This window comes from Erwinia plantamica (assembly GCF_043420595.1).
GTDB lineage: Bacteria > Pseudomonadota > Gammaproteobacteria > Enterobacterales > Enterobacteriaceae > Erwinia > Erwinia aeris.
This window is the reverse complement of sequence record NZ_JBGCUC010000004.1, coordinates 244,074-262,366: the sequence shown is the minus strand read 5'-3', so window position 1 is coordinate 262,366 and position 18,293 is coordinate 244,074. Positions and strand designations below refer to the sequence as shown.

Below are 18,293 nucleotides of genomic sequence, written 5' to 3'. Positions count from 1 at the left end.
TTTAAATAAGCATTGTCCACTGGCAAAGAAAATACGGAATACTTACGCCTCCTTAAGGGGATCATTACCCTTGTCGCCGTGATGGGCATTGGCCGTTTTTCTTTAACGCCACAAATCCCTTTAATGATTGAGGATGGCTTTCTTACGCTTTCCAGCGCGGGGATCCTGGCGGCGATGAACTACATCGGCTATTTGCTGGGCGCCATCCACGTCAGTAAATTAAAACGCCATCATACCTTTTATTTAAAAACGGGCCTGATGGCGACGGTGCTGGTTACGCTGCTCTCCGCCGCTACCTGCAACCAGGCCGCCTTTTTCTGGCCACTGTTTGGGCTGGCGGCGGTAGCGGGCGTGCTGCTGGTTATTGCCTTTGCCGCGCGTATCCGTACGCAGCCTGCGCTGGCTACGGCCATGATAGTGCAGGGCGCGGGCGTCGCCAGCGTGGTTTTTTTCCACGACGCGAAAGGGCTGCTTATCGCCACGCTGTTAACCGGGCTGGGTTTTCTTTCCATCATGCAGCTTTCGATGCGGCTGGCGCGTGAAGTTACGCAGGGTGCCGTGGCGCGGACGGTAGCGGTACTGACTTCCGGTTACGCAACGGGGCAGCTGATTGGCCCGCTGATTTCGTCGTTAAGCGTGACGCTGTTTCATTCGCTGGAACCGGCGCTGTTGCTGGCTGCGGCAGGGCTTGTTGCCGGTGGCATCCTGGTGCTGCTCGGCATTAAAAATACTGCATAAATCAGTGACAAGGTCTTGTCGAAAGCGGCCTTTTGTATGGCAAAGTTCTTCGCCATTCCGCCGCAGCAGGGGCATAATCCAAAGGCGATTTTTCTTGCGGCAGGAGACGTCATGGAAAGAGAGACATTATTCAGCTACGTTCGGGAAAACTTTCAGTCAGAACCGGAATACCTTTGGCGCAACCAGCCGGGTTATGCCGTACTTCGTCATGCCAATGGCAAGAAATTGTTCGCTATCGTTATGAATGTGCCCGGTACAAAACTGGGGCTGGAGCATGAAGAGAGGGTAGATATCCTTAATGTAAAAGTCAGGCCGGAGCACATCGGTTCGCTGCGTCTGAAAGAGGGCATTCTGCCCGCTTATCATATGAATAAAGGACACTGGATCAGCGTGATCCTTGCCGGCCCTTTATCATCATCAGAAGTCTTTGAATTACTTGCGGACAGCCACGGCCTGACTTACCAATCTGAAAGGAAATAAAAATGCGTGTTCGTCCGGCAGCCCGGCTTTTGATCCTTGATGAAGGCCAACGGATATTGCTGTTCAGATATCGCCATACAACGGATGCGCTGGCGGGACAGACCTATTGGGCAACGCCCGGCGGCGGCGTTGAGCAGGGCGAATCATTTGCTCAGGCCGCTATCAGAGAACTGAGGGAAGAAACCGGGATTGTTTGTGCCGATATTGGCAGTAGCATCGCGCAACAAAGTTTTGTCATGACGCTGCCGGATGGCGAGAAGGTCAGGGCGCTGGAAAAATTTTACGTGGTGTGGGTACAAAGCCACGCTATCAGCACTCACGGCTGGAGTCGTAATGAAAAGCGTGTTATCAGCGACCACCGCTGGTGGCACATGGCTGAGTTACAGACCACCGCTGAGATTATCTATCCTCAGGGCCTGGCCACCATCCTCGCTTCGCTATCCGCCTGACAGCACCTGAATCTTTAGACTACCCTTACTTTTCAATTACAGAGGAGAAGCAAGATGGCTGATTCAGTTCTGATCGACACGCTACAGTTTGGCCCGGAAGACGCGCCGGTGCAGAAATATGAAATTTATGGCGATGACGAGAGCATGCCAACCCATGCGGTAATTTACCGCAAAGACGACGCTGGCTGGCAAAAGCTGGATGAGACGCTCAGCTTTGCCGCAGAGGATGAACAGAAAGAAGCCACCGAAGCGATGGGTTACGGCTCTGGCGACAGCCTGCCGGACCTGCGCGATCTGCCTGCCGAAGCCAGGGAGCACTGCGAGCAGCACTGGCAAAATAGCCAGCAATAAATCCTGCCGGGGATAGCCCGGCGCCTGTTGCGTCTGCACAGCGCAATTTCGCTCGCAGCATTCGCCTTTCTGAACTTAACTCAACTACATCGAACACCGCTTTTTGTACCTTACAGGGGGAACATTTGGCCAGAAAACCGCTACCTGAATCCGCTAAAGAACTGACGCTCCGCCGCTGGATATCCATAGGACTTCCCGCCACCGATCTTTTTGCTCTCTGGCTGGCGCCGGATACCTTACCGCGCATTATGAGCCATTTCGCAAAGGTCACGCCGATCAATAAAAGCGATGCGCACTGGCAGATCGATGGCCCGCTCGGGAAAAAATATGCCTGGGAAAGCCGTATCGTAGAGGCGCAGCCGGGTGAGATTATTGCCTGGCAGTCGCTGGAAGGCGCTGATATCCCTAACGAGGGCAAGCTGATGCTGACGCCGGCGCCCGGCGAATGGGGAACCGAGCTGGCATTAACCCTGACTTTCACGCCGCCTGGCGGCACCCTGGGTAAAAAAGTGACCACCTTTTTCGATCTGCTGCCTAAAGAGATTGCCAGCATCGCGCTGCATCGCTTTAAAAGCCTCGCCGAAACCGGAGAGATCCCTACAATTAACGGTCAGCCCGCTGGCCGCCATGCCGAACGTCAGGATAAGGAGAAATAAATGCGCGCACTTTGCTGGAATGGCGTTAACGATCTCAGCGTTGAAACAGTGGCGGATCCCGGTCTGCTTAATCCTCACGATGCCATTATTCGCGTTATCCTGACCACCACCTGCGGCTCCGATTTGCATGTTATCGACGGGCTGATCCCCAGCATGCGCGAGGGCGATATCCTTGGTCATGAATTTATGGGCGAGGTGGTTGAAGTAGGCAGCGCGGTGAAAAATATCCGCCGTGGCGATCGGGTGGTGGTTCCTTCCTTTATTTCCTGCGGTTCCTGCTGGTATTGCCAGCATGAGCTGCCTTCCTGCTGCGATAACACCCATCCCCAATGGGAAAAAGGCGAGACGGTGCTGGGCCATCCGACCGGCGGCATTTATGCCTACAGCCACGCTTTTGGCGGCTACGCAGGTTCCCATGCCGAATACGTCCGCGTACCTTTTGCCGATAACGACTGCTTTGTGATCCCGGATGGCGTAACCGATGAGCAGGCGCTGTTTCTGTCCGACGCCGCGCCCACGGGCTATATGGGCGCGGATTTTTGTAATATCCATCCTGGCGACACCGTGGTGGTCTGGGGCTGTGGCGGCGTTGGCCTGATGGCGCAGCAGAGCGCATGGCTGATGGGTGCGCATCAGGTTATCGGCATCGATCGCTATCCGGAGCGGCTGGCGATGGCGCGCGACTATGCCGGCAGCATCACGCTGGATTATACCCAGGTGGATATCAACGAGGCGCTGCTGGAACTTACCGGCGGACGCGGCCCGGACAGCTGCATCGATGCGGTCGGTATGGAGGCGCGAGGTGAAGGTTTAAGCCAGGTATACGACAAAACCAAACAGCTGCTGCATCTGGAAACGGACGTCGGCGCGGCGCTGCGTCAGGCGCTCTATGCCTGTCGCAAAGGCGGCAATATCGCCATTCTTGGCGTATATGGCGTGATGGATAAATTTCCGCTGGGGCTGATGATCAATAAAAGCCTGACCATCCGTACCGCGCAGCAGCATGGGCAGCGTTATATGCATCGGCTGCTGGATCACGTGGCAAAAAACGAGCTGAATCCGGCGTTTATGGCGACGCACCGTTTCTCGCTGGAAGACGCGCCGCGCGGCTATGAAATGTTCAAGCACAAGGAAGACGGCTGCGTCAGAGCGATTTTCGCTCCCTGAACATTCGCCGTGCGGTATGGCCGGGAATGTTGTTGCGGCTGATGTAGCAATATACCGGCATGAACGTGGTGATATTAATGAAAGAAAAGGGCGCCGCTATCTGTTTTTGGCGGCGCCCTACATTTTTTTGCAGTGCCTCAGGCGATAAAAGAAGCCCGTGTTGGTGTTTTCAATGATAAAGCGATCGTCATATTTAGCTCGCCTGAAAAATGTCACCCCGTTAACGGTGGCCTGCTGTTTGACTCCGCCCATCACGCTTGCCAGTTCTGGCGACGCCACTTCGTTACCAAGCATTTTCACCTGATAGTCACTGCCATGATCCTGAACAAGCGCCGCTTCCGGCAATACCAGCGTTTCAGTTCGGGAACTGGTTATGCGGATATCACACACATATGTTCCCGGTCCGGGATCTACAGCAGCGGAACTGCAAAAGGAAAAGCCTAAAGCGAACAGTGGAAGAATTTTATTCATGCAAACACCATCAAGGGTTAAACAGCACTGTAGAGGTTATCGGCAACGATTTGATAGACTTCAGCCGCCAGGGCTGATGCAGCGAGCTAAGCTTTGCGACAAGCTGGTTTTCATCGTATTTTTCCAAAACGTATTGATGAACCGCCGGTAAGTCATAGTTTTCACGTAGCGTTATCCCGGTGCGCATAATGTATATTATGTTAAATTAACGACGTACCAGACAGTCCGGCTACCTTTCCTCGCGTAATCAATTCCCTGCTTTTATCCAAAACTGGTCATGTGGATCGTCGCCGTAAGGCGGCTCTTTGTACCCTGTTCCCCAGTTGACGTTCCCGCGCGGCTTTGAGCAAATCCGCCGCCCGTATGCAGCGTTTCATCATGGGGCAACACGGGCTACGTTACCGGGCAAGGCGCTTCACGCTGACCCGTTTTAATTCAATGCTCACTCTTCTCGCCACGGCACGACTTCCCCAAGAAAAGTATGCGTGCAGCAACGGCACGTTACCGGGATATCCTCTGCTGAAATTTGCGGATTAACCTGTTGGAGCATTCCCTGTTCATCAATAAACAAGCCAGGGAAAAAGCTAAACTCGCCGCAGCAAACATACTCGCGCTGCTGGTGCTCATGCTGCGCCACCATCCAGAATATGGGCTCGGGTTTATCTAACCGGCTTTTTGCCTCGCTGTACACCTCATCCCAGCATTGCCCAAGCTTGCTGAGCAGAAAGTAAAACAACGGGGAATAATCCAGCCCGCGCTGATGCCTGCCGTGCATAGATTCGCGCTGCGGCAGCATTTCAGCAGGCAGCTTTTTTTTATTCCTTTCGTGGCGATACTCGGCGCCCGGGTGGTTCGAGCGATGCCGCGTGGTCGTGTTGACCCGGCGGTAAAGTCTTTGGGCTTTATTGTCGTGATGAATTCTCAATGTGCGCTCCTTGCTATTAGTCCATGCAAACCGGCTCACCGGTTTTAAGTGAAAGCCGGAACGGCTGCCAGCCTCCCGGCGGATCCCAGTCGCCCTCGCCTTCAATCACATCATTTTCAATTGCTGACAGCGTCACGCCATCAATTGCGCATCGTGCGGATTGCCAGAGAATGCCTTCAGTCAGGTGAACCAGAAAAACATAGCTGTAGGTAGCGACAAGGAAATGCTCATGCAGCCTGACAGAATTAATATCAGGAACAGCATAAATGTGTCCAACGTAGTCATCAAGCGGGAAACTACGGAAATGGCCTGGGATAATGTGTAGATGGTCGCCGCAGATTATCGCTATAGAGTGGTCATTACACAGAAAGTCGCAGAACGCGCTGGAAACCAAAAATCCTTCTTCATCAGCGCGGATATAAAGCTGTAAAACCAGGACTGGCACGCCATTATCACTAATAAGCACCCTTCTGTCTTTTTTTCCCTGTCCGGCAAACGGATTGATATGAACTATGTTAACTTCACCGGCCGTTATCGCTTGCTCCATAAAGCGGGCTTGATATCTCATTATTTATCCATAAAAACGCTTATTTGCCCATTGAATCGCTCGCGCTACGTAAAATCTACAGGGCCAGAGCCTTGCAGAATTCACGTAGCTGGCTTTGATACCGTCTTTTTCAGGCGCCGATATCCCGCAGCGCTTTGCCTTTCATCAGGTTACGTTCAATATGCTCCAGCGTAACGTGTTTGGTTTCCGGCACCAGCCATATCGTCAGCAGGATAAACGCCAGGTTAAGCGCGGCGTAGAACCAGAACGTATTGGCATTACCAAACTTCTCCAGCATGGTCAGAAACGTCGCGCCGACGATCATATTACCTACCCAGTTAGTGGTCGTGGAGGCGGTAATGCCAAAGTCGCGGCCTTTCAGCGGCTGGATTTCCGAACACAGCAGCCACACCACCGGGCCGGCTGCCATCGCAAAGCCGACGATAAAGATCAGCAGCATCGCAATTGCAAAGTACTTACGAAAATCGGTTTCAACGCCCAGATGCAGCAGCGTGCCCAGCACGCCCATACCGATGGCCATCACCAGGAAGCTGGTCGTAAGCATCGGCTTGCGTCCCCAACGGTCGACCAGACCAATAGCGATTAAGGTTGCCAGCACGTTGACCATGCCGACGATCACCGTTCCCCACATTTGCTCGCCGGTACTGGAAAAACCGGCGATGCCGAAAATTTTCGGCGCGTAGTACATCACCACGTTCATGCCGGTAAATTGCTGCATCAGCTGCAACAGCATCCCCAGCCATACTGCACGGCGAAAATTGCCGTTGTTTCTGAACAACGACCAGCCGTGCTGTTTAACCTTCAGGCTTTCCCGGATGTCGTCCAGCTCCTGCTTCGCCTGCTCGCTGGTATTACGCAGACGATCCAGCACGCGCTGCGCCTCGTTAAAACGCCCGTGCGAAGCCAGCCAGCGTGGGCTGTTAGGCAGAAACAGCACACCGATAAACAGGATCACCGCCGGGATAGCGATAACGCCCAGCATCCAGCGCCAGCTGCCGCTATAGCTAAAGGCGGTATCGGAAAGATAAGCCACCACGATGCCGGTGGTCAGCATTAGTTGATACATGGAGATCATAGAGCCGCGAATGCGTTCCGGCGCAATTTCAGCAAGATACAGAGGCGCGGTATAAGATGCCACGCCCACTGCCAGCCCAAGCAGAACGCGGGAAAATATCAGCGATTCCACATCCGGCGAAAGCGCCGACCATAGCGAGCCGATAATAAACAGCGTGGCCCCGGCCAGCATGCTTTTTTTGCGTCCCAGCTTCGAGGACATCCAGCCGGCGGCCAGCGCGCCAATGGCTGCGCCAAACATCATCGAGCTGACCACCCATTCCTGCTCGTGATTGCTGATATGCAGATCTTTCGCTAAAAAAGGCAGCGCGCCTGCAATAACGCCGATATCAAGCCCGAACAGCAGGCCCGATAGCGCCGCCATCATGCAGACAAACCAGGTAAACGGATTCCCTGAAACTTTACTGGCCTTCATGCCGTACCCCCTCGCTTAAGTCAATTTACATCAAGAATGTTAACTTTATGTAAATAAGCGGGGTGTCGATGCGTTACCGGTCACATTTTCAGATACGACCGGCGGCAGGATAATGCGGAAGGCAAAACAAGGCAGCCGCTGCCTACTCTTCTTTTTTGCTTTTCCAGTTGGCCCACGGGCTGTCGGCAGGCGGTTCAGGTTCGGCAGAATCGCTTAGCGATTCAATATATAACGCCTCAACCTCTGCCCGCGCCCACGGCGTACGACGCAGAAACTTCAGGCTGGATTTAACGCTGGGGTCGCTTTTAAAGCAGTTGATATTAACGCGTTTGCCCATTTCGTCCCAACCGTAGCGTGCGACAAGCGCATTGATAATGGCTTCCAACGTCATGCCATGCAGCGGATCTTTTGAAGTGTGGTTAGTCATAGCGTTCTCTCAGCGAAAATAATGCCGCTACCATACTGACTGTCATAGTCAGGTGCAAACCGGGCGTGTTTATTACGCGGCGCTGCTTTATGCAAAACCTTGCTCAAAGCGCACATTTTGAAACATCTTACTCAAATTTTTCTCCAGCCTGCCGATAGTGGTTTATAGACAGGCTTATTGGCCCGTTACTACACATCAGGAAATTTACCAAGACAGAATCCCGGCCTCCGCATCGAAGTGCGAGAAGAGACACGGTTCTTTGCTCTGTAGAGTCAAAGGATAAAACGTTCCACCCGGGAAAATCATGCGTCACCGCGCTGGCGGTCGGCGCACAGTATTCATTGGCGAGGATAAAAGGCCCGCAATGGATCATTGAGATCATGAAAACTTCCTGGGGTTGTCTATGTTTGGTGTAAAAAAATCGAGTTTTTCCCTGTCTTTATCTAAAGGCAGCGCCGTTGTTAAGGACATTAACGCGATTAAGCAGCATGTGGCGTGGATTGAGTTTTTGCCCGATGGAGAAATTCTCAGCGCCAATCAGCAGTTTCTGGAGATGACCGGCTATTCGCTAAGCGAAATCCAGGGCAAGCATCACCGTATTTTTTGCGATACGGACTATGTCCGCTCATCGGAATATCATCATTTCTGGCAAACGCTGGCATCAGGCGAGTCGGTCACGGGTATCTTTGAACGTTTCAGTAAACAGCATCAGCGCTTTTACCTTAGCGCCACCTATTTCCCCGTTTGTGATGATAAGGGTGAGGTTTATAAGGTCATCAAGATAGCCTCTGATATTACCGCTCGCCATCAGGAGCTGGAGCAGAAAGAAGCGGTGATCACCGCGCTGGATCGTTCTATGGCGGTGATAGAATTTACCACTGACGGCAAGATAATCACCGCTAACAGCAATTTCCTTACCCATATGGGCTATGCGCTGTCGGACATCGTTGACCAGCACCATCGTATTTTTTGTTATGACAGCTTTTACCGGGAAAACCCCGATTTCTGGCAAAAAATCAGCAAAGGCCAGCATTTTGTCGGCCGCTTTGAGCGTAAAACCGCCAGCGGCGAACGTATCTGGCTTGAGGCAAGCTACAACCCCATCTATGACGCCGACGGCAAAGTCTGCAAGGTTATCAAGCTGGCTTCAGATATTACGGCCCGCGTTGAGGCGGCGAAGCGCGTGGCAGATATAGCGGTCACCACGTCGGAACAAACCTCGCAAATCACCCATAACGCTAATGAAGTGCTGGACGAAACCGTGCGGAACTCCGGCCAGGTCGCGTTGCAGGTAAGCGCCGCCACGGAAATTGGCACCCAGCTGAACGCATCGGCAAAAAGCATCAGCGAAGTGGTCGATACGATTAACGTTATCGCCTCGCAGACCAATATCCTCGCGCTGAACGCCGCGATAGAATCCGCTCGTGCCGGTGAAGCTGGCCGCGGGTTTAGCGTGGTAGCGGCGGAAGTTCGCCGTCTTGCCGCTTCAACCGCCAGCGCCACGCAAAAAATTACCGCCGTGGTGGACGTTAATACGCAGCTGATTAAGCAGATGTACCAGGAGCTGGATTCAGTCAAACAGTTTATGGTCACCGAGCAGGATAAAATCAGCGAGCTTTCGCGCAGCCTGCGGGAGATCAACAGCGGCGTGCACCAGTTTGTCAGCGTTATTCATCGGCTGGATGTGTAGGCACAGGAAAAGGGAGCAAGGCGGCTCCCTGCTCTTCTTATTCTGCTGCTTTCACGGGCAGTGATAACCTTTGGTGCGTAAGCGCACCATTAAAGCGCTAACGGGCGTGATAAATAAACCTGCCTTATGATTGCAATCTTTAGGCTTCGGGCTTAGCAAGCTTCCTCCTGCGCCGGAAAACAAGCTTCCGTAGCTATTACATGATGTTAACAAACGGCGCTCGGTCATCTGCCGCGGAAACTGGCATAATTACTGCATTCTCCTTTTCGTCATCGATTAAAAAGGAGAATGTATGATGAATGTAATGGTGAATGATCACGAGGCCGTGGATGCAAAACGCAGATCCTTACTGAAGCTTTCCGGCATCATGGCGGGCGGCGCGGCGCTAACCGCCGGATTTAATGCTGCGACCTTTGCCGCCGCACCGCTCAGCAAATCAGCCTTTACCCCGCCCACGCCGGATCGTCCTGTCCGCATTAATTTCAACGAAAACCCGCTTGGCATGTCGCCCAAAGCGCAGGCTGCCGCACGTGATGCCGTCTTAAAAGCAAATCGCTACGCTAAAGCGGAAATTATCGGGCTGCGTCAAAAAGTTGCTGAACATCACCAGGTTTCCCCGTCAGCCATATTGCTTACCGCCGGCTCATCAGAAGGGATTCGGGCGGCGGTGGAAGCCTGGTCACCACAGGGATCGCAGCTGGTTATCCCGGAATTGACCTATGGCGATGGCGAACATTTCGCAAAGATTGCCGGTATGAAGATCGCTAAAGTTAAGATGCTTGATAACTGGGCATTTGATATTGCGGCAATGAAGGCGGTCGTAGCCAATCATCGTGGCCCGTCGCTGGTTTATCTGGTAAACCCTAATAATCCGACGGCGACTATTACCCCAGCCGACTTGATTGAACCATGGATAACCAGCAAGCCTGCCGATACGATGTTTATTGTTGATGAAGCCTACGCCGAGTTTGTTAACGACCAACGTTTCCGCTCCGTCTCGCCGCTGATTGCGCAAGGCATGGATAATATTATCCTGCTGAAGACCTTTTCTAAAATTCACGCTATGGCCGGAATGCGCGTCGGCTATGCGGTGGCGCACCCGGATGCAATTGCGCGGCTCGAAAAGCATGTTGCCGGAGAAAAGATAAATTTCTGCGGCGTTGATGCGGCGTTGGCTTCTATGGATGACCATGCGTTTATCGCATACAGCAAAAAGAGCAACGATCTTTCCCGTCAGATTTTAGTGAAAGCGCTGGACGAGCTACAGCTCCCTTACCTGCCGTCTGAGGGAAACTTTGTTTTCCACCAGCTCAGAACGCCGCTGCAAACGTATCAAAAGCGGATGGCAGAGTCTGGCGTACTGGTCGGCCGCGCTTTTCCACCAGCCGACAGCTGGTGCCGGATTTCGCTTGGCACACCGGAAGAAATGCAGTGGGTCGCCGATAAGCTGCGTGAATTCCGTAAGAAGGACTGGGTATAGTTTTTGGCTATTCTTGTATAGTTCAGGGGAGCGATGAGGCTCCCCCTGTGCTATTTATATCGCAACGCAGTTTCAACAAGCGTTTCAGTAAAATCATAAATTTCATCAAGCGTAGTAATCGGATGTCGGGTTTCAACTTTGTTTGCGTCAAACAGGCTAAGATATTTTTGGCTGCGATTCAGGTGCAAACGACATATCGGCTTTCTGTTATTATCATCTATCAGAATGCCAAAATAGCTTCGTGTATCCCTGTAAGATATCCTTTCTGAAGAGATATGTTTTCTGATAATAGATTTAACTATATGGAACCCCTCAATTTCCTCCGCTGTTGTGATAATACCGTCATCATCTTCAGGCTGAGGAGTATCGCCTTCATTAAGTAGACCATTAGAATCCTTTTCAGACTTCGTTGTTACACTACCGCTAATGGCAGATTTAAGTCTCTCATTAACCTGGTCATTCAGCCATTGGCTTGCCGCTTTTTTTGTCAAGACAAAGAAAAGTTCTTTAACCTTTTGCGTAAAAACGCCCTCGTACACGCGAGATCCTACAAGTTTAACAAAATCGTCTTCAGGATTTTGAAACTGGGCTGAGATTATCTTTTTGATTTGGCTTACATACTTAAGTTCCCCAGCGGCATTCACTATAGATTCGACATCGAAAGCGCTTCTGGTTAGCTTTAATAGCTCGGGAACAACATGTTCGTCAATGTTAAGGAGATCCAACTCAAGGAAAGGTTTCTCATCCATCTTATTAGGCGCATCCAGGTCAGTAAAAAACTTGTAGACTTGCCCATTGGTGAGGATGGATATCCTTGCAGTAGTAACATGGAAATATCTAAAAAGTTGGGAAGCATGTTTAATGTTAAGCGAGTCGCCTATTTTCTTACACTCAACAAGCATCTGAATTTCATCATCCCTGACAATTGCATAGTCAATTTTCTCCCCTTTTTTTGTGCCTACATCGCAAATAAATTCTGGAATGACCTCTGTTGGATTAAACACGTCATACCCTAATATCTTGCTTATAAAGGGCATAACTAATGCACTTTTGGTTGCCTCTTCTGTTTGGATTAAAAGTGATTGCTGCTTTATTTTTGCTGCGAGTGCGTTCAATTCATCTAAAATTTCCATTCATCACCATTAGCGTTTTAAGCCTGGACCCAGCCCCGGCTGATACTGTATTGAGATATGGTTTGATGTTAATTAAATATAAATGGCGTTTTTGACTAAAAAATTTTAAAAATGCTAGATTTTATCTTCAGCAGAAACATAAAGCTGAATATTGCTTATGATATAAGCGATGGCGCAATCTTTGTCAACAGATATAAGCGAGACGATTACCACTTATTGCGCATGACGTTAAGAGTTTGGCCGAAGATCATTACTCAATTTTTTTACACTAAGGGGAGTGCCGGCCCCGATCAGGAACCGTGCACTGGGCTGATGATTTATGTAAAGCCGTCATATTTAACAGATACCGCTGGTTACCAAATATTTTATAAATGCAGCTTCAGTGAGTACAGGAAAAAATTATCTATATAAATTGAATCCATTCCCTGTCTCTATGGTGTCCTGTCATTAATCCAGCCGGATCCAGCGCCTTCCCGCCAGCACGGTCACGGCGATAATCGTGATGCCCGCGGCCAGGTGCATAATGAAATCCAGCATATGCAGATGCGTTTGATGGCACAGCGACAGCAGCATGGATGACATAAAGGCGATGCCGCCGCCCGCCAGCGCCAGACTTTTGCCCGGATAAAGCGAGCGGGAACGATGCAGCGCCGCTACGGCAATCACCATCATCGGCAGGCTGGCCGACAGCATAAACAGATAACAGTGTACGCCCTCGCCAAACTGTCTGCCGCCCGGCGGTAAGGTGGCCGTCATATTACCTAAATTAAGCGCCAGCCAGATGAGCGCCAGCAGGCCCAGCCATTTCAGACGAACAGGTGGTCGCCCGGCCAGGCTGAGCGTAAACGCGCCCGCCATAGCGCCGCTGCCAAGAATAAAAGACAGCAGCAGGCTTAGCAGCGCAGGCAGCGCAGGCAGCGCATCGGGCCGTGACCAGTCGGTGAATCTGCTGTGCAGCGCCCAGCTGCTTACCATGCCGCAGGGCAAGGCCAGCGCTATCCAGGCAGCCACGCGCCAGCCCGTAGGACAGAGGCGTTTAACCGGCCGCGCCGAGTCGCTAAGTTGATCGATAAACCGATCATGATTTCTCATGATTGCTTTTTCCTGATTTGCGAAGGTTAAGCATTGCGCGATGCAAAAGCGACTTTACGGCGGCTATCGACAGATTGCTTTCCGCCGCGGCCTGAGCAAGGCTCTGTTCGCGCAGATGAACGGATTCCACAATTTCCCGCTGCCTTACCGGCAGGCTGTCCAGATAGCCATTCAGTTCATGACCATCGGTATCCGTTTCCGGCAGGACAGCAGCCTGGCGGTTTACCGCCTCCTCGTCCTGAACTTCCTGACTTCTGCCGCGCTGCCGCAGAGCGTCAATCGCCCTGGCCGAGGTAATCGCCGCTACCCAGGGCAGAACGGGACGCTGCGGATCGTAGGTATGGCGGACGCGATGGATCGCCAGCAGCGTTTCCTGAATAACATCTTCAAGCAGCGCTTCATCACTGATTTTTTGACGCGCAAAGGCGCGGATGGCAGGTACCATCGCTTTCAGCAGCCGGTTATAGGCTTCGCGGTCGCCGGCCTGCGCGCGCGCCATCAGCGCAGGCCAGTGCTGCGTCTCAGTGATGGGCATTGCCCGCCTGCAAAACGTTATCTGCCGGGCTTGTAGTCACTACGCTTGCTCACGATTTTTTCCCGTGTTCAGTGGCGCGATCCAGCGCCGAGATAACAATATTGGGCGTCAGCACCTGCGGCAGCACGACCGGTTTGCCACCGTCTGCCGGATAAACCACATAAAGCGGCAGTCCGCCCCGACCGAAATCGCTCAGCGCCTGTTCCACATCCGGATTGTACTTAGTGGAATCCGCAACCATATAGATGGTATCGGTACGCGCCATTGCTGCTTTAACAGCCTGGGTAGAAAGCGACGTGCGATCGTTTACCTGGCAGGTAATACACCAGGACGCCGTAAAGTTTACCAGAATCGGTTTGCCCTGCCCTTTAATCGCCTCGACATTCTGCGGCGTCCAGGCAACGGCTGCCGCAGCCTGTGCGGTTTCGGCGCTGTTTTGCGGCGTGGCGGTGGCGTTAAGGTTAAGCAGCGGCACCGCCACCAGCAGCAGAAATACCACGGTTGCGCTATGCAGCGCCCAGTGACGCCTGCCCATCATCTGACGTTTTTGCGCCATGCCATACAGCCAGGCGGCAAAGCTCAGCAGCAGACAGCAGGCCAGGATAGCCGCCAGCGCCGCCGAGCCGGCCTGCCGCTCCAGCACCCAAATCAGCCAGCCGACCGCGCCCAGCATCGGAAACGCCAGCCCCTGTTTCAGCGTCGACATCCAGGCGCCGGGCGCAGGCAGCACTTTCGCCAGCACTGGAAAAAAAGAAATCAGCGTAAAAGGTGCAGCAAATCCCAGCGCCAGCGAGATAAAGATAATCAGGCTGACCACCGGCGGCTGAGTCAGCGCATAGCCGACCGCGCTGGCCATAAAGGGCGCGCTACAGGGCGTCGCCACAATAATTGCCAGCGCGCCGGTCAGCGCAGAGCCGGTCAGACCGCCGCGATCGCCGCCTATTCCCCCTACCCGCTGCACCGAAAGCCCGACCTCAAAAAGCCCAAAAAGATTGAGGGCCGAGCCAAGCATCACCAGGATCAGCAGCGCGATCACCAGCGGCGACTGAAGCTGAAATCCCCAGCCGACCGACGATCCGCCCGCCCGCGCCAGCAGCAGCACGCCCACCAGCGCCACCATGGTCACCACCACGCCGAGCAGAAACGCCAGGCCTTCGGCACGAGCCTGTGCAGGCCTGTCATGATGGCGCAGCAGGCTCAGCGCCTTCAGCGAAATCACCGGAAACACGCACGGCATTAAATTCAGGATAAGGCCGCCCAGGAAGGCGGCAGCGATAGCAGTCAGCATGATAAACCTACTCCGTTATGCCGGGTTGGCCTGGCGATATTTTTTCACCGCGTCCATCGCTTTTTGAATATGCGCGTCCGGATTTTTGTCGGTATAGCTGAGCAGGATCTTGCCGTCCGGCGCAATCACATAGGAAGTGCGGTCGGAATAGGTTTTCCCTTTCATCTCCAGCGTATTTTTATATTCCGTCGCGACTTTCGCACCCGGATCGGCGGCTACGGTAAATTTATCGCGGCATTCCAGCTGGGAAAATTTAGCAATCTGATCGGTATTGCCTGCCGTCACGCCAATCACCGTCGCGCCCTGCTTGTTAAACTCATCGGTCGCTTCGGCAAAGTCATGCGCTTCCAGGGTACAGCCTGCGCTAAACGCGGCCGGGAAGAAATAGAGCACCACCGGGCCTTTTTGCAGCGCCTGCTGCAGCGAGAACGTGGTCGATTTACCGGCCAGCGCGGCATCAAGCTTAAAGTCCGGCGCTTTTTCACCGACCTGCAGGGCGGCAAAGGCGCTGGTCATGGGTAAGGTAAGCGCCAGCAGCGTGGCGGCGGTCAGGGCTTTCAGGTTCATACGCATAAACATCTCTCCATTATTCGACAGGTGAAAGGAAACCATCTCCTTAACCAGAGGTTCGTCGAACAACAGGGAAAAGTTTCGCTGAGATAAAAAAAATTTTAGCAATTCGCCTGACTGAGGCGAATTGTGTGATCGCCTTAACAGAACTACCCTTTCCTGCACGCCATTCAGGATCGGGCCTGCTTTGAACGCCCCGATACTGTCAGCCACATCAATTTTTACAGGGATACTATGACGCCGACCAGAACTGAACGCGCCGCTCAACAGAAAGTCGACAGCACTGACGTAAGCGTACACGGAGCGAGAACACACAATCTGAAAGATGTCTCACTCTCTTTCCCTCGCGATGCCATCGTCATCTTTACTGGCGTCTCCGGCTCGGGCAAATCCTCACTGGCTTTCGATACGCTCTATGCGGAAGCGCAGCGAAGGTATCTGGAATCCGTCGCGCCACACGTGCGCCACCTGATTGAGCAGGCTCCGGTGCCGGACGTGGACAACATCGACGGGTTGCCGCCGGCCGTCGCGCTCCAGCAGAGTCGCGCAGGCGCTCAGGAGCGCTCCACGGTAGGCAGCCTGACCCGTATTTCGGTCACGCTCCGCCTGCTTTTTTCCCGTGCCGGGCATTACCCTGAGGGGATCCCGTTTATGCCTGCCGAGGCGTTCTCGCCCAATAATCCGCAGGGTGCCTGTACGCTGTGTCAGGGCACGGGCAGGACGCATGAAGTGAAAGCCGATGCGCTGGTGCCTGATGAGTCGTTAAGTATTCGCGAAGGCGCGATAGCCGCGTGGCCAAACGGCTGGGGAGCAAAAAACCTGCGCACCATTCTTGAAATGCTCGACTACGACGTGGATGCGCCGTGGAAAACCTTATCGGCAAAGGACCGGCAGTGGATACTGTTTACCGATGAGCAACCCTCCGTGCCCGTGTTTCCGGATATGAATGCTAAGCAGCAAAAAGCGGCGATCGCGGCCGGGATGAAACCTGACTATACCGGCACCTACACCAGCGCCAAAAGATATCTGTTGCAAAGCTATGCCGGTGGAAAAGAGTCCGTTAAAAAGCGGCTTTCCCCCTTTATCGCCACGGCGCCTTGTCCCGCCTGTCAGGGGAAAAAGCTTAACCCAAACGCCCTGGCCGTCACCTTTGCCGGCTACGATATCGCCGGGATGGGCGAGCTGACCCTGACACAGCTGAAAACGCTGTTGCTGCCGTTTGCCGAGGGCGAGGCTGCTTCTTTGCCAAAGGAAACGGCGCTGCGGGAAGCCACCACAAGAATGGCGTCGGACATCTGCGGCCGTCTTGATCAGCTTGAGAAGCTGGGGCTGGGCCACCTTGCTCTGGGACGGCAGACCACCATGCTCTCTTCCGGAGAGCTTCAGCGGATACGGCTGGCGACCCAGCTTATTTCACAGCTTTTCGGGGTGCTGTACGTGCTGGATGAGCCTTCCGCCGGGCTGCATCCGGACGATGTGCAGGCGCTGCTGCATTCCCTGCGTTCGCTGCTGGAGGCCGGCAACTCGCTGGCGATTGTAGAACACAATCTTGATGTGATTGCCGAAGCCGACTGGCTGATTGAGGTGGGGCCAGGGCCGGGCCGCCAGGGAGGCGAAATCGTCTATAACGGTGTGCCGGACGGGCTGGAGAAAGTGACAGCGTCACGTACGGCGCCTTATTTGTTCAGCGAGCAGCAGCCGGGTTTACGCCAGCGTAACACCCCGGCCAGCTGGCTCAGGCTGGAACAGGTTAGCTGCAACAATATTTCCGCGCTTGATGTGGCCATTCCCCTTGAAAGCATGACCGTGATCACCGGCGTATCGGGTTCGGGGAAATCAACGTTGCTGACCCGCGTCCTGCCGGGCTTGCTGGCACGGCTGGATAACACGCCGGGGGATGAAGAGGCCGGGGAAGAAGACGAGACGTCAGATGTGCAGGGGAACATTGTTGCCGGAGGCGACAGCCTTAAAAGGCTGATCCGCATCGATCAGCGCCCTATCGGACGCACGCCTCGTTCCAACCTGGCAACGTACACCGGCTTTTTTGACACTGTGCGTAAGCTGTTTGCAGAAACCGACGAGGCAAAACGGCGAGGCTTTACCGCGAGCCGGTTCTCTTTCAATCTGCCCGAGGGGCGCTGTCCGGTCTGCGAAGGCCAGGGGCAAATCACCATTGAACTGATGTTTATGCCGGGCGTAAGCGCGCCCTGTTCCGCCTGCGGCGGCGCCCGCTACAACGAGGAAACGCTGAAGATACGGTGGCAAAACCGAACAGTTGCTGACGTCCTCGATCTGACCGTGGATGAGGCCGTTACCGTTTTTGAAGGCAATGACACCATTCAGCGTTCTTTAACGGCGCTTACCGCCCTGGGGCTGGGATACCTGAAATTAGGCCAGCCGGCCACGGAATTATCCGGCGGCGAATGCCAGCGCATCAAGCTGGCCTGGGAGCTTCAGCGCGCGCAGCGGGGGAAAACGCTTTATCTGCTGGACGAGCCATCTTCGGGCCTCCATCCTTCCGATACGGATAAACTGCTGGGCGTGCTGGATCGGCTGGTGCAGCGTGGCGATACCGTTATCATGGCCGAACATGATATGCGCATCGCCGCCGAGGCGGACTGGGTGATCGATTTAGGGCCGGGTTCCGGGAGTAACGGCGGCCGCGTCGTGGCGGCTGGAACACCTGAAACGGTCAGCCAGGCGGCTGAGAGCCTGACCGCGCCTTATCTGGCCAGCAAGCTGGAAAAAAGAACCGCCGATCCGCAGTAAGCCTTAAAGGAGGAA

The 18,293-nt window shown here is 53.7% G+C and carries 19 protein-coding genes; 9 read left to right on the top strand and 10 right to left on the bottom strand.

The features are described from left to right. Positions 1-123: 123 nt before the first annotated feature. From AB3U87_RS05900 to AB3U87_RS05875, 6 genes are all read left to right on the top strand, one after another. On the top strand, positions 124-738 hold the full coding sequence (locus AB3U87_RS05900) for a YbfB/YjiJ family MFS transporter (RefSeq protein ID WP_420883677.1): 615 nt from the start codon (positions 124-126) through the stop codon (positions 736-738). Positions 739-849: 111 nt separating this feature from the next. After that, on the top strand, positions 850-1,218 hold the full coding sequence (locus AB3U87_RS05895) for an MmcQ/YjbR family DNA-binding protein (RefSeq protein ID WP_394148696.1): 369 nt from the start codon (positions 850-852) through the stop codon (positions 1,216-1,218). Between the two features lie 2 nt (positions 1,219-1,220). Then, positions 1,221-1,667 carry an NUDIX hydrolase gene (locus AB3U87_RS05890; protein WP_301729530.1) on the top strand — a complete coding sequence of 149 codons (447 nt, stop codon included), beginning with the start codon at positions 1,221-1,223 and terminating at the stop codon, positions 1,665-1,667. A gap of 54 nt (positions 1,668-1,721) precedes the next feature. Next, positions 1,722-2,018, top strand: coding sequence for a hypothetical protein (locus AB3U87_RS05885; RefSeq protein WP_394148682.1), 297 nt, complete (start codon positions 1,722-1,724; stop codon positions 2,016-2,018). A gap of 125 nt (positions 2,019-2,143) precedes the next feature. Then, entirely contained in the window at positions 2,144-2,674 is a 531-nt protein-coding gene (locus AB3U87_RS05880; protein ID WP_394148681.1) for an SRPBCC family protein, read from the top strand. Continuing rightward, positions 2,675-3,841, top strand: coding sequence for a zinc-dependent alcohol dehydrogenase (locus AB3U87_RS05875; RefSeq protein ID WP_253454077.1), 1,167 nt, complete (start codon positions 2,675-2,677; stop codon positions 3,839-3,841). It begins immediately after the preceding gene. 117 nt (positions 3,842-3,958) lie between these two features. On the opposite strand, the gene AB3U87_RS05870 is transcribed toward AB3U87_RS05875, so the two are convergent. The 5 genes from AB3U87_RS05870 to AB3U87_RS05850 all read right to left on the bottom strand — a co-directional run bounded on the left by AB3U87_RS05870 (position 3,959) and on the right by AB3U87_RS05850 (position 7,721). Beyond that, the gene (locus AB3U87_RS05870) at positions 3,959-4,312 is read right to left on the bottom strand and encodes a hypothetical protein (RefSeq protein ID WP_394148680.1); all 354 of its coding nucleotides are present in this window, start codon (positions 4,310-4,312) and stop codon (positions 3,959-3,961) included. A 442-nt stretch (positions 4,313-4,754) separates the two neighbouring features. After that, on the bottom strand, positions 4,755-5,237 hold the full coding sequence (locus AB3U87_RS05865) for a hypothetical protein (protein WP_253460976.1): 483 nt from the start codon (positions 5,235-5,237) through the stop codon (positions 4,755-4,757). Positions 5,238-5,253: 16 nt separating this feature from the next. Then, on the bottom strand, positions 5,254-5,805 hold the full coding sequence (locus AB3U87_RS05860) for a hypothetical protein (RefSeq protein WP_253454081.1): 552 nt from the start codon (positions 5,803-5,805) through the stop codon (positions 5,254-5,256). A 109-nt stretch (positions 5,806-5,914) separates the two neighbouring features. Next, a complete protein-coding gene (locus AB3U87_RS05855) occupies positions 5,915-7,294 on the bottom strand; it encodes a sugar porter family MFS transporter (protein WP_394148679.1) in 1,380 nt (459 codons plus the stop codon). A 142-nt stretch (positions 7,295-7,436) separates the two neighbouring features. Beyond that, on the bottom strand, positions 7,437-7,721 hold the full coding sequence (locus AB3U87_RS05850; RefSeq protein WP_253454085.1) for a VF530 family protein: 285 nt from the start codon (positions 7,719-7,721) through the stop codon (positions 7,437-7,439). A gap of 403 nt (positions 7,722-8,124) precedes the next feature. On the opposite strand from AB3U87_RS05850, the gene AB3U87_RS05845 reads away from it, so the two are divergent. Together AB3U87_RS05845 and AB3U87_RS05840 are read left to right on the top strand one after the other, a co-directional pair. Beyond that, positions 8,125-9,411, top strand: coding sequence for a methyl-accepting chemotaxis protein (locus tag AB3U87_RS05845; RefSeq protein ID WP_301250786.1), 1,287 nt, complete (start codon positions 8,125-8,127; stop codon positions 9,409-9,411). 292 nt (positions 9,412-9,703) lie between these two features. Beyond that, positions 9,704-10,891: a pyridoxal phosphate-dependent aminotransferase gene (locus AB3U87_RS05840; protein ID WP_369894707.1), complete on the top strand. Its 1,188-nt coding sequence runs from the start codon at positions 9,704-9,706 to the stop codon at positions 10,889-10,891. A gap of 50 nt (positions 10,892-10,941) precedes the next feature. On the opposite strand, the gene AB3U87_RS05835 is transcribed toward AB3U87_RS05840, so the two are convergent. The 5 genes from AB3U87_RS05835 to AB3U87_RS05815 all read right to left on the bottom strand — a co-directional run bounded on the left by AB3U87_RS05835 (position 10,942) and on the right by AB3U87_RS05815 (position 15,518). Then, a complete protein-coding gene (locus AB3U87_RS05835) occupies positions 10,942-12,024 on the bottom strand; it encodes a type I restriction endonuclease (protein WP_125287582.1) in 1,083 nt (360 codons plus the stop codon). 447 nt (positions 12,025-12,471) lie between these two features. Next, positions 12,472-13,116: a DUF1109 domain-containing protein gene (locus AB3U87_RS05830; RefSeq protein ID WP_394148678.1), complete on the bottom strand. Its 645-nt coding sequence runs from the start codon at positions 13,114-13,116 to the stop codon at positions 12,472-12,474. Then, positions 13,103-13,651, bottom strand: a complete 549-nt coding sequence (locus AB3U87_RS05825; protein ID WP_125287580.1) for a sigma-70 family RNA polymerase sigma factor — start codon at positions 13,649-13,651, stop codon at positions 13,103-13,105. Before AB3U87_RS05825 ends, AB3U87_RS05830 begins: the two co-directional genes overlap by 14 nt. 49 nt (positions 13,652-13,700) lie before the next feature. Then, positions 13,701-14,939 (bottom strand): protein-disulfide reductase DsbD family protein, encoded by a 1,239-nt coding sequence (locus tag AB3U87_RS05820; RefSeq protein WP_253454093.1) that lies wholly within the window; start codon positions 14,937-14,939, stop codon positions 13,701-13,703. Positions 14,940-14,954: 15 nt separating this feature from the next. Then, positions 14,955-15,518: a peroxiredoxin gene (locus tag AB3U87_RS05815; RefSeq protein ID WP_253460979.1), complete on the bottom strand. Its 564-nt coding sequence runs from the start codon at positions 15,516-15,518 to the stop codon at positions 14,955-14,957. Positions 15,519-15,743: 225 nt separating this feature from the next. Here AB3U87_RS05815 and AB3U87_RS05810 point away from each other — a divergent pair, with 225 nt between their 5' ends. Next, entirely contained in the window at positions 15,744-18,278 is a 2,535-nt protein-coding gene (locus tag AB3U87_RS05810; protein ID WP_301729538.1) for an excinuclease ABC subunit UvrA, read from the top strand. Positions 18,279-18,293 lie beyond the last annotated feature (15 nt).

Coding starts and splice junctions, on each gene's coding strand:
- AB3U87_RS05900 (WP_420883677.1), top strand. CDS start 124: ATGATTGAGGATGGCTTTCTTACGCTTTCCAGCGCGGGGATCCTGGCG.
- AB3U87_RS05895 (WP_394148696.1), top strand. CDS start 850: ATGGAAAGAGAGACATTATTCAGCTACGTTCGGGAAAACTTTCAGTCA.
- AB3U87_RS05890 (WP_301729530.1), top strand. CDS start 1,221: ATGCGTGTTCGTCCGGCAGCCCGGCTTTTGATCCTTGATGAAGGCCAA.
- AB3U87_RS05885 (WP_394148682.1), top strand. CDS start 1,722: ATGGCTGATTCAGTTCTGATCGACACGCTACAGTTTGGCCCGGAAGAC.
- AB3U87_RS05875 (WP_253454077.1), top strand. CDS start 2,675: ATGCGCGCACTTTGCTGGAATGGCGTTAACGATCTCAGCGTTGAAACA.
- AB3U87_RS05870 (WP_394148680.1), bottom strand. CDS start 4,312: ATGAATAAAATTCTTCCACTGTTCGCTTTAGGCTTTTCCTTTTGCAGT.
- AB3U87_RS05860 (WP_253454081.1), bottom strand. CDS start 5,805: ATGAGATATCAAGCCCGCTTTATGGAGCAAGCGATAACGGCCGGTGAA.
- AB3U87_RS05855 (WP_394148679.1), bottom strand. CDS start 7,294: ATGAAGGCCAGTAAAGTTTCAGGGAATCCGTTTACCTGGTTTGTCTGC.
- AB3U87_RS05850 (WP_253454085.1), bottom strand. CDS start 7,721: ATGACTAACCACACTTCAAAAGATCCGCTGCATGGCATGACGTTGGAA.
- AB3U87_RS05845 (WP_301250786.1), top strand. CDS start 8,125: ATGTTTGGTGTAAAAAAATCGAGTTTTTCCCTGTCTTTATCTAAAGGC.
- AB3U87_RS05840 (WP_369894707.1), top strand. CDS start 9,704: ATGATGAATGTAATGGTGAATGATCACGAGGCCGTGGATGCAAAACGC.
- AB3U87_RS05835 (WP_125287582.1), bottom strand. CDS start 12,024: ATGGAAATTTTAGATGAATTGAACGCACTCGCAGCAAAAATAAAGCAG.
- AB3U87_RS05830 (WP_394148678.1), bottom strand. CDS start 13,116: ATGAGAAATCATGATCGGTTTATCGATCAACTTAGCGACTCGGCGCGG.
- AB3U87_RS05825 (WP_125287580.1), bottom strand. CDS start 13,651: ATGCCCATCACTGAGACGCAGCACTGGCCTGCGCTGATGGCGCGCGCG.
- AB3U87_RS05820 (WP_253454093.1), bottom strand. CDS start 14,939: ATGCTGACTGCTATCGCTGCCGCCTTCCTGGGCGGCCTTATCCTGAAT.
- AB3U87_RS05815 (WP_253460979.1), bottom strand. CDS start 15,518: ATGTTTATGCGTATGAACCTGAAAGCCCTGACCGCCGCCACGCTGCTG.
- AB3U87_RS05810 (WP_301729538.1), top strand. CDS start 15,744: ATGACGCCGACCAGAACTGAACGCGCCGCTCAACAGAAAGTCGACAGC.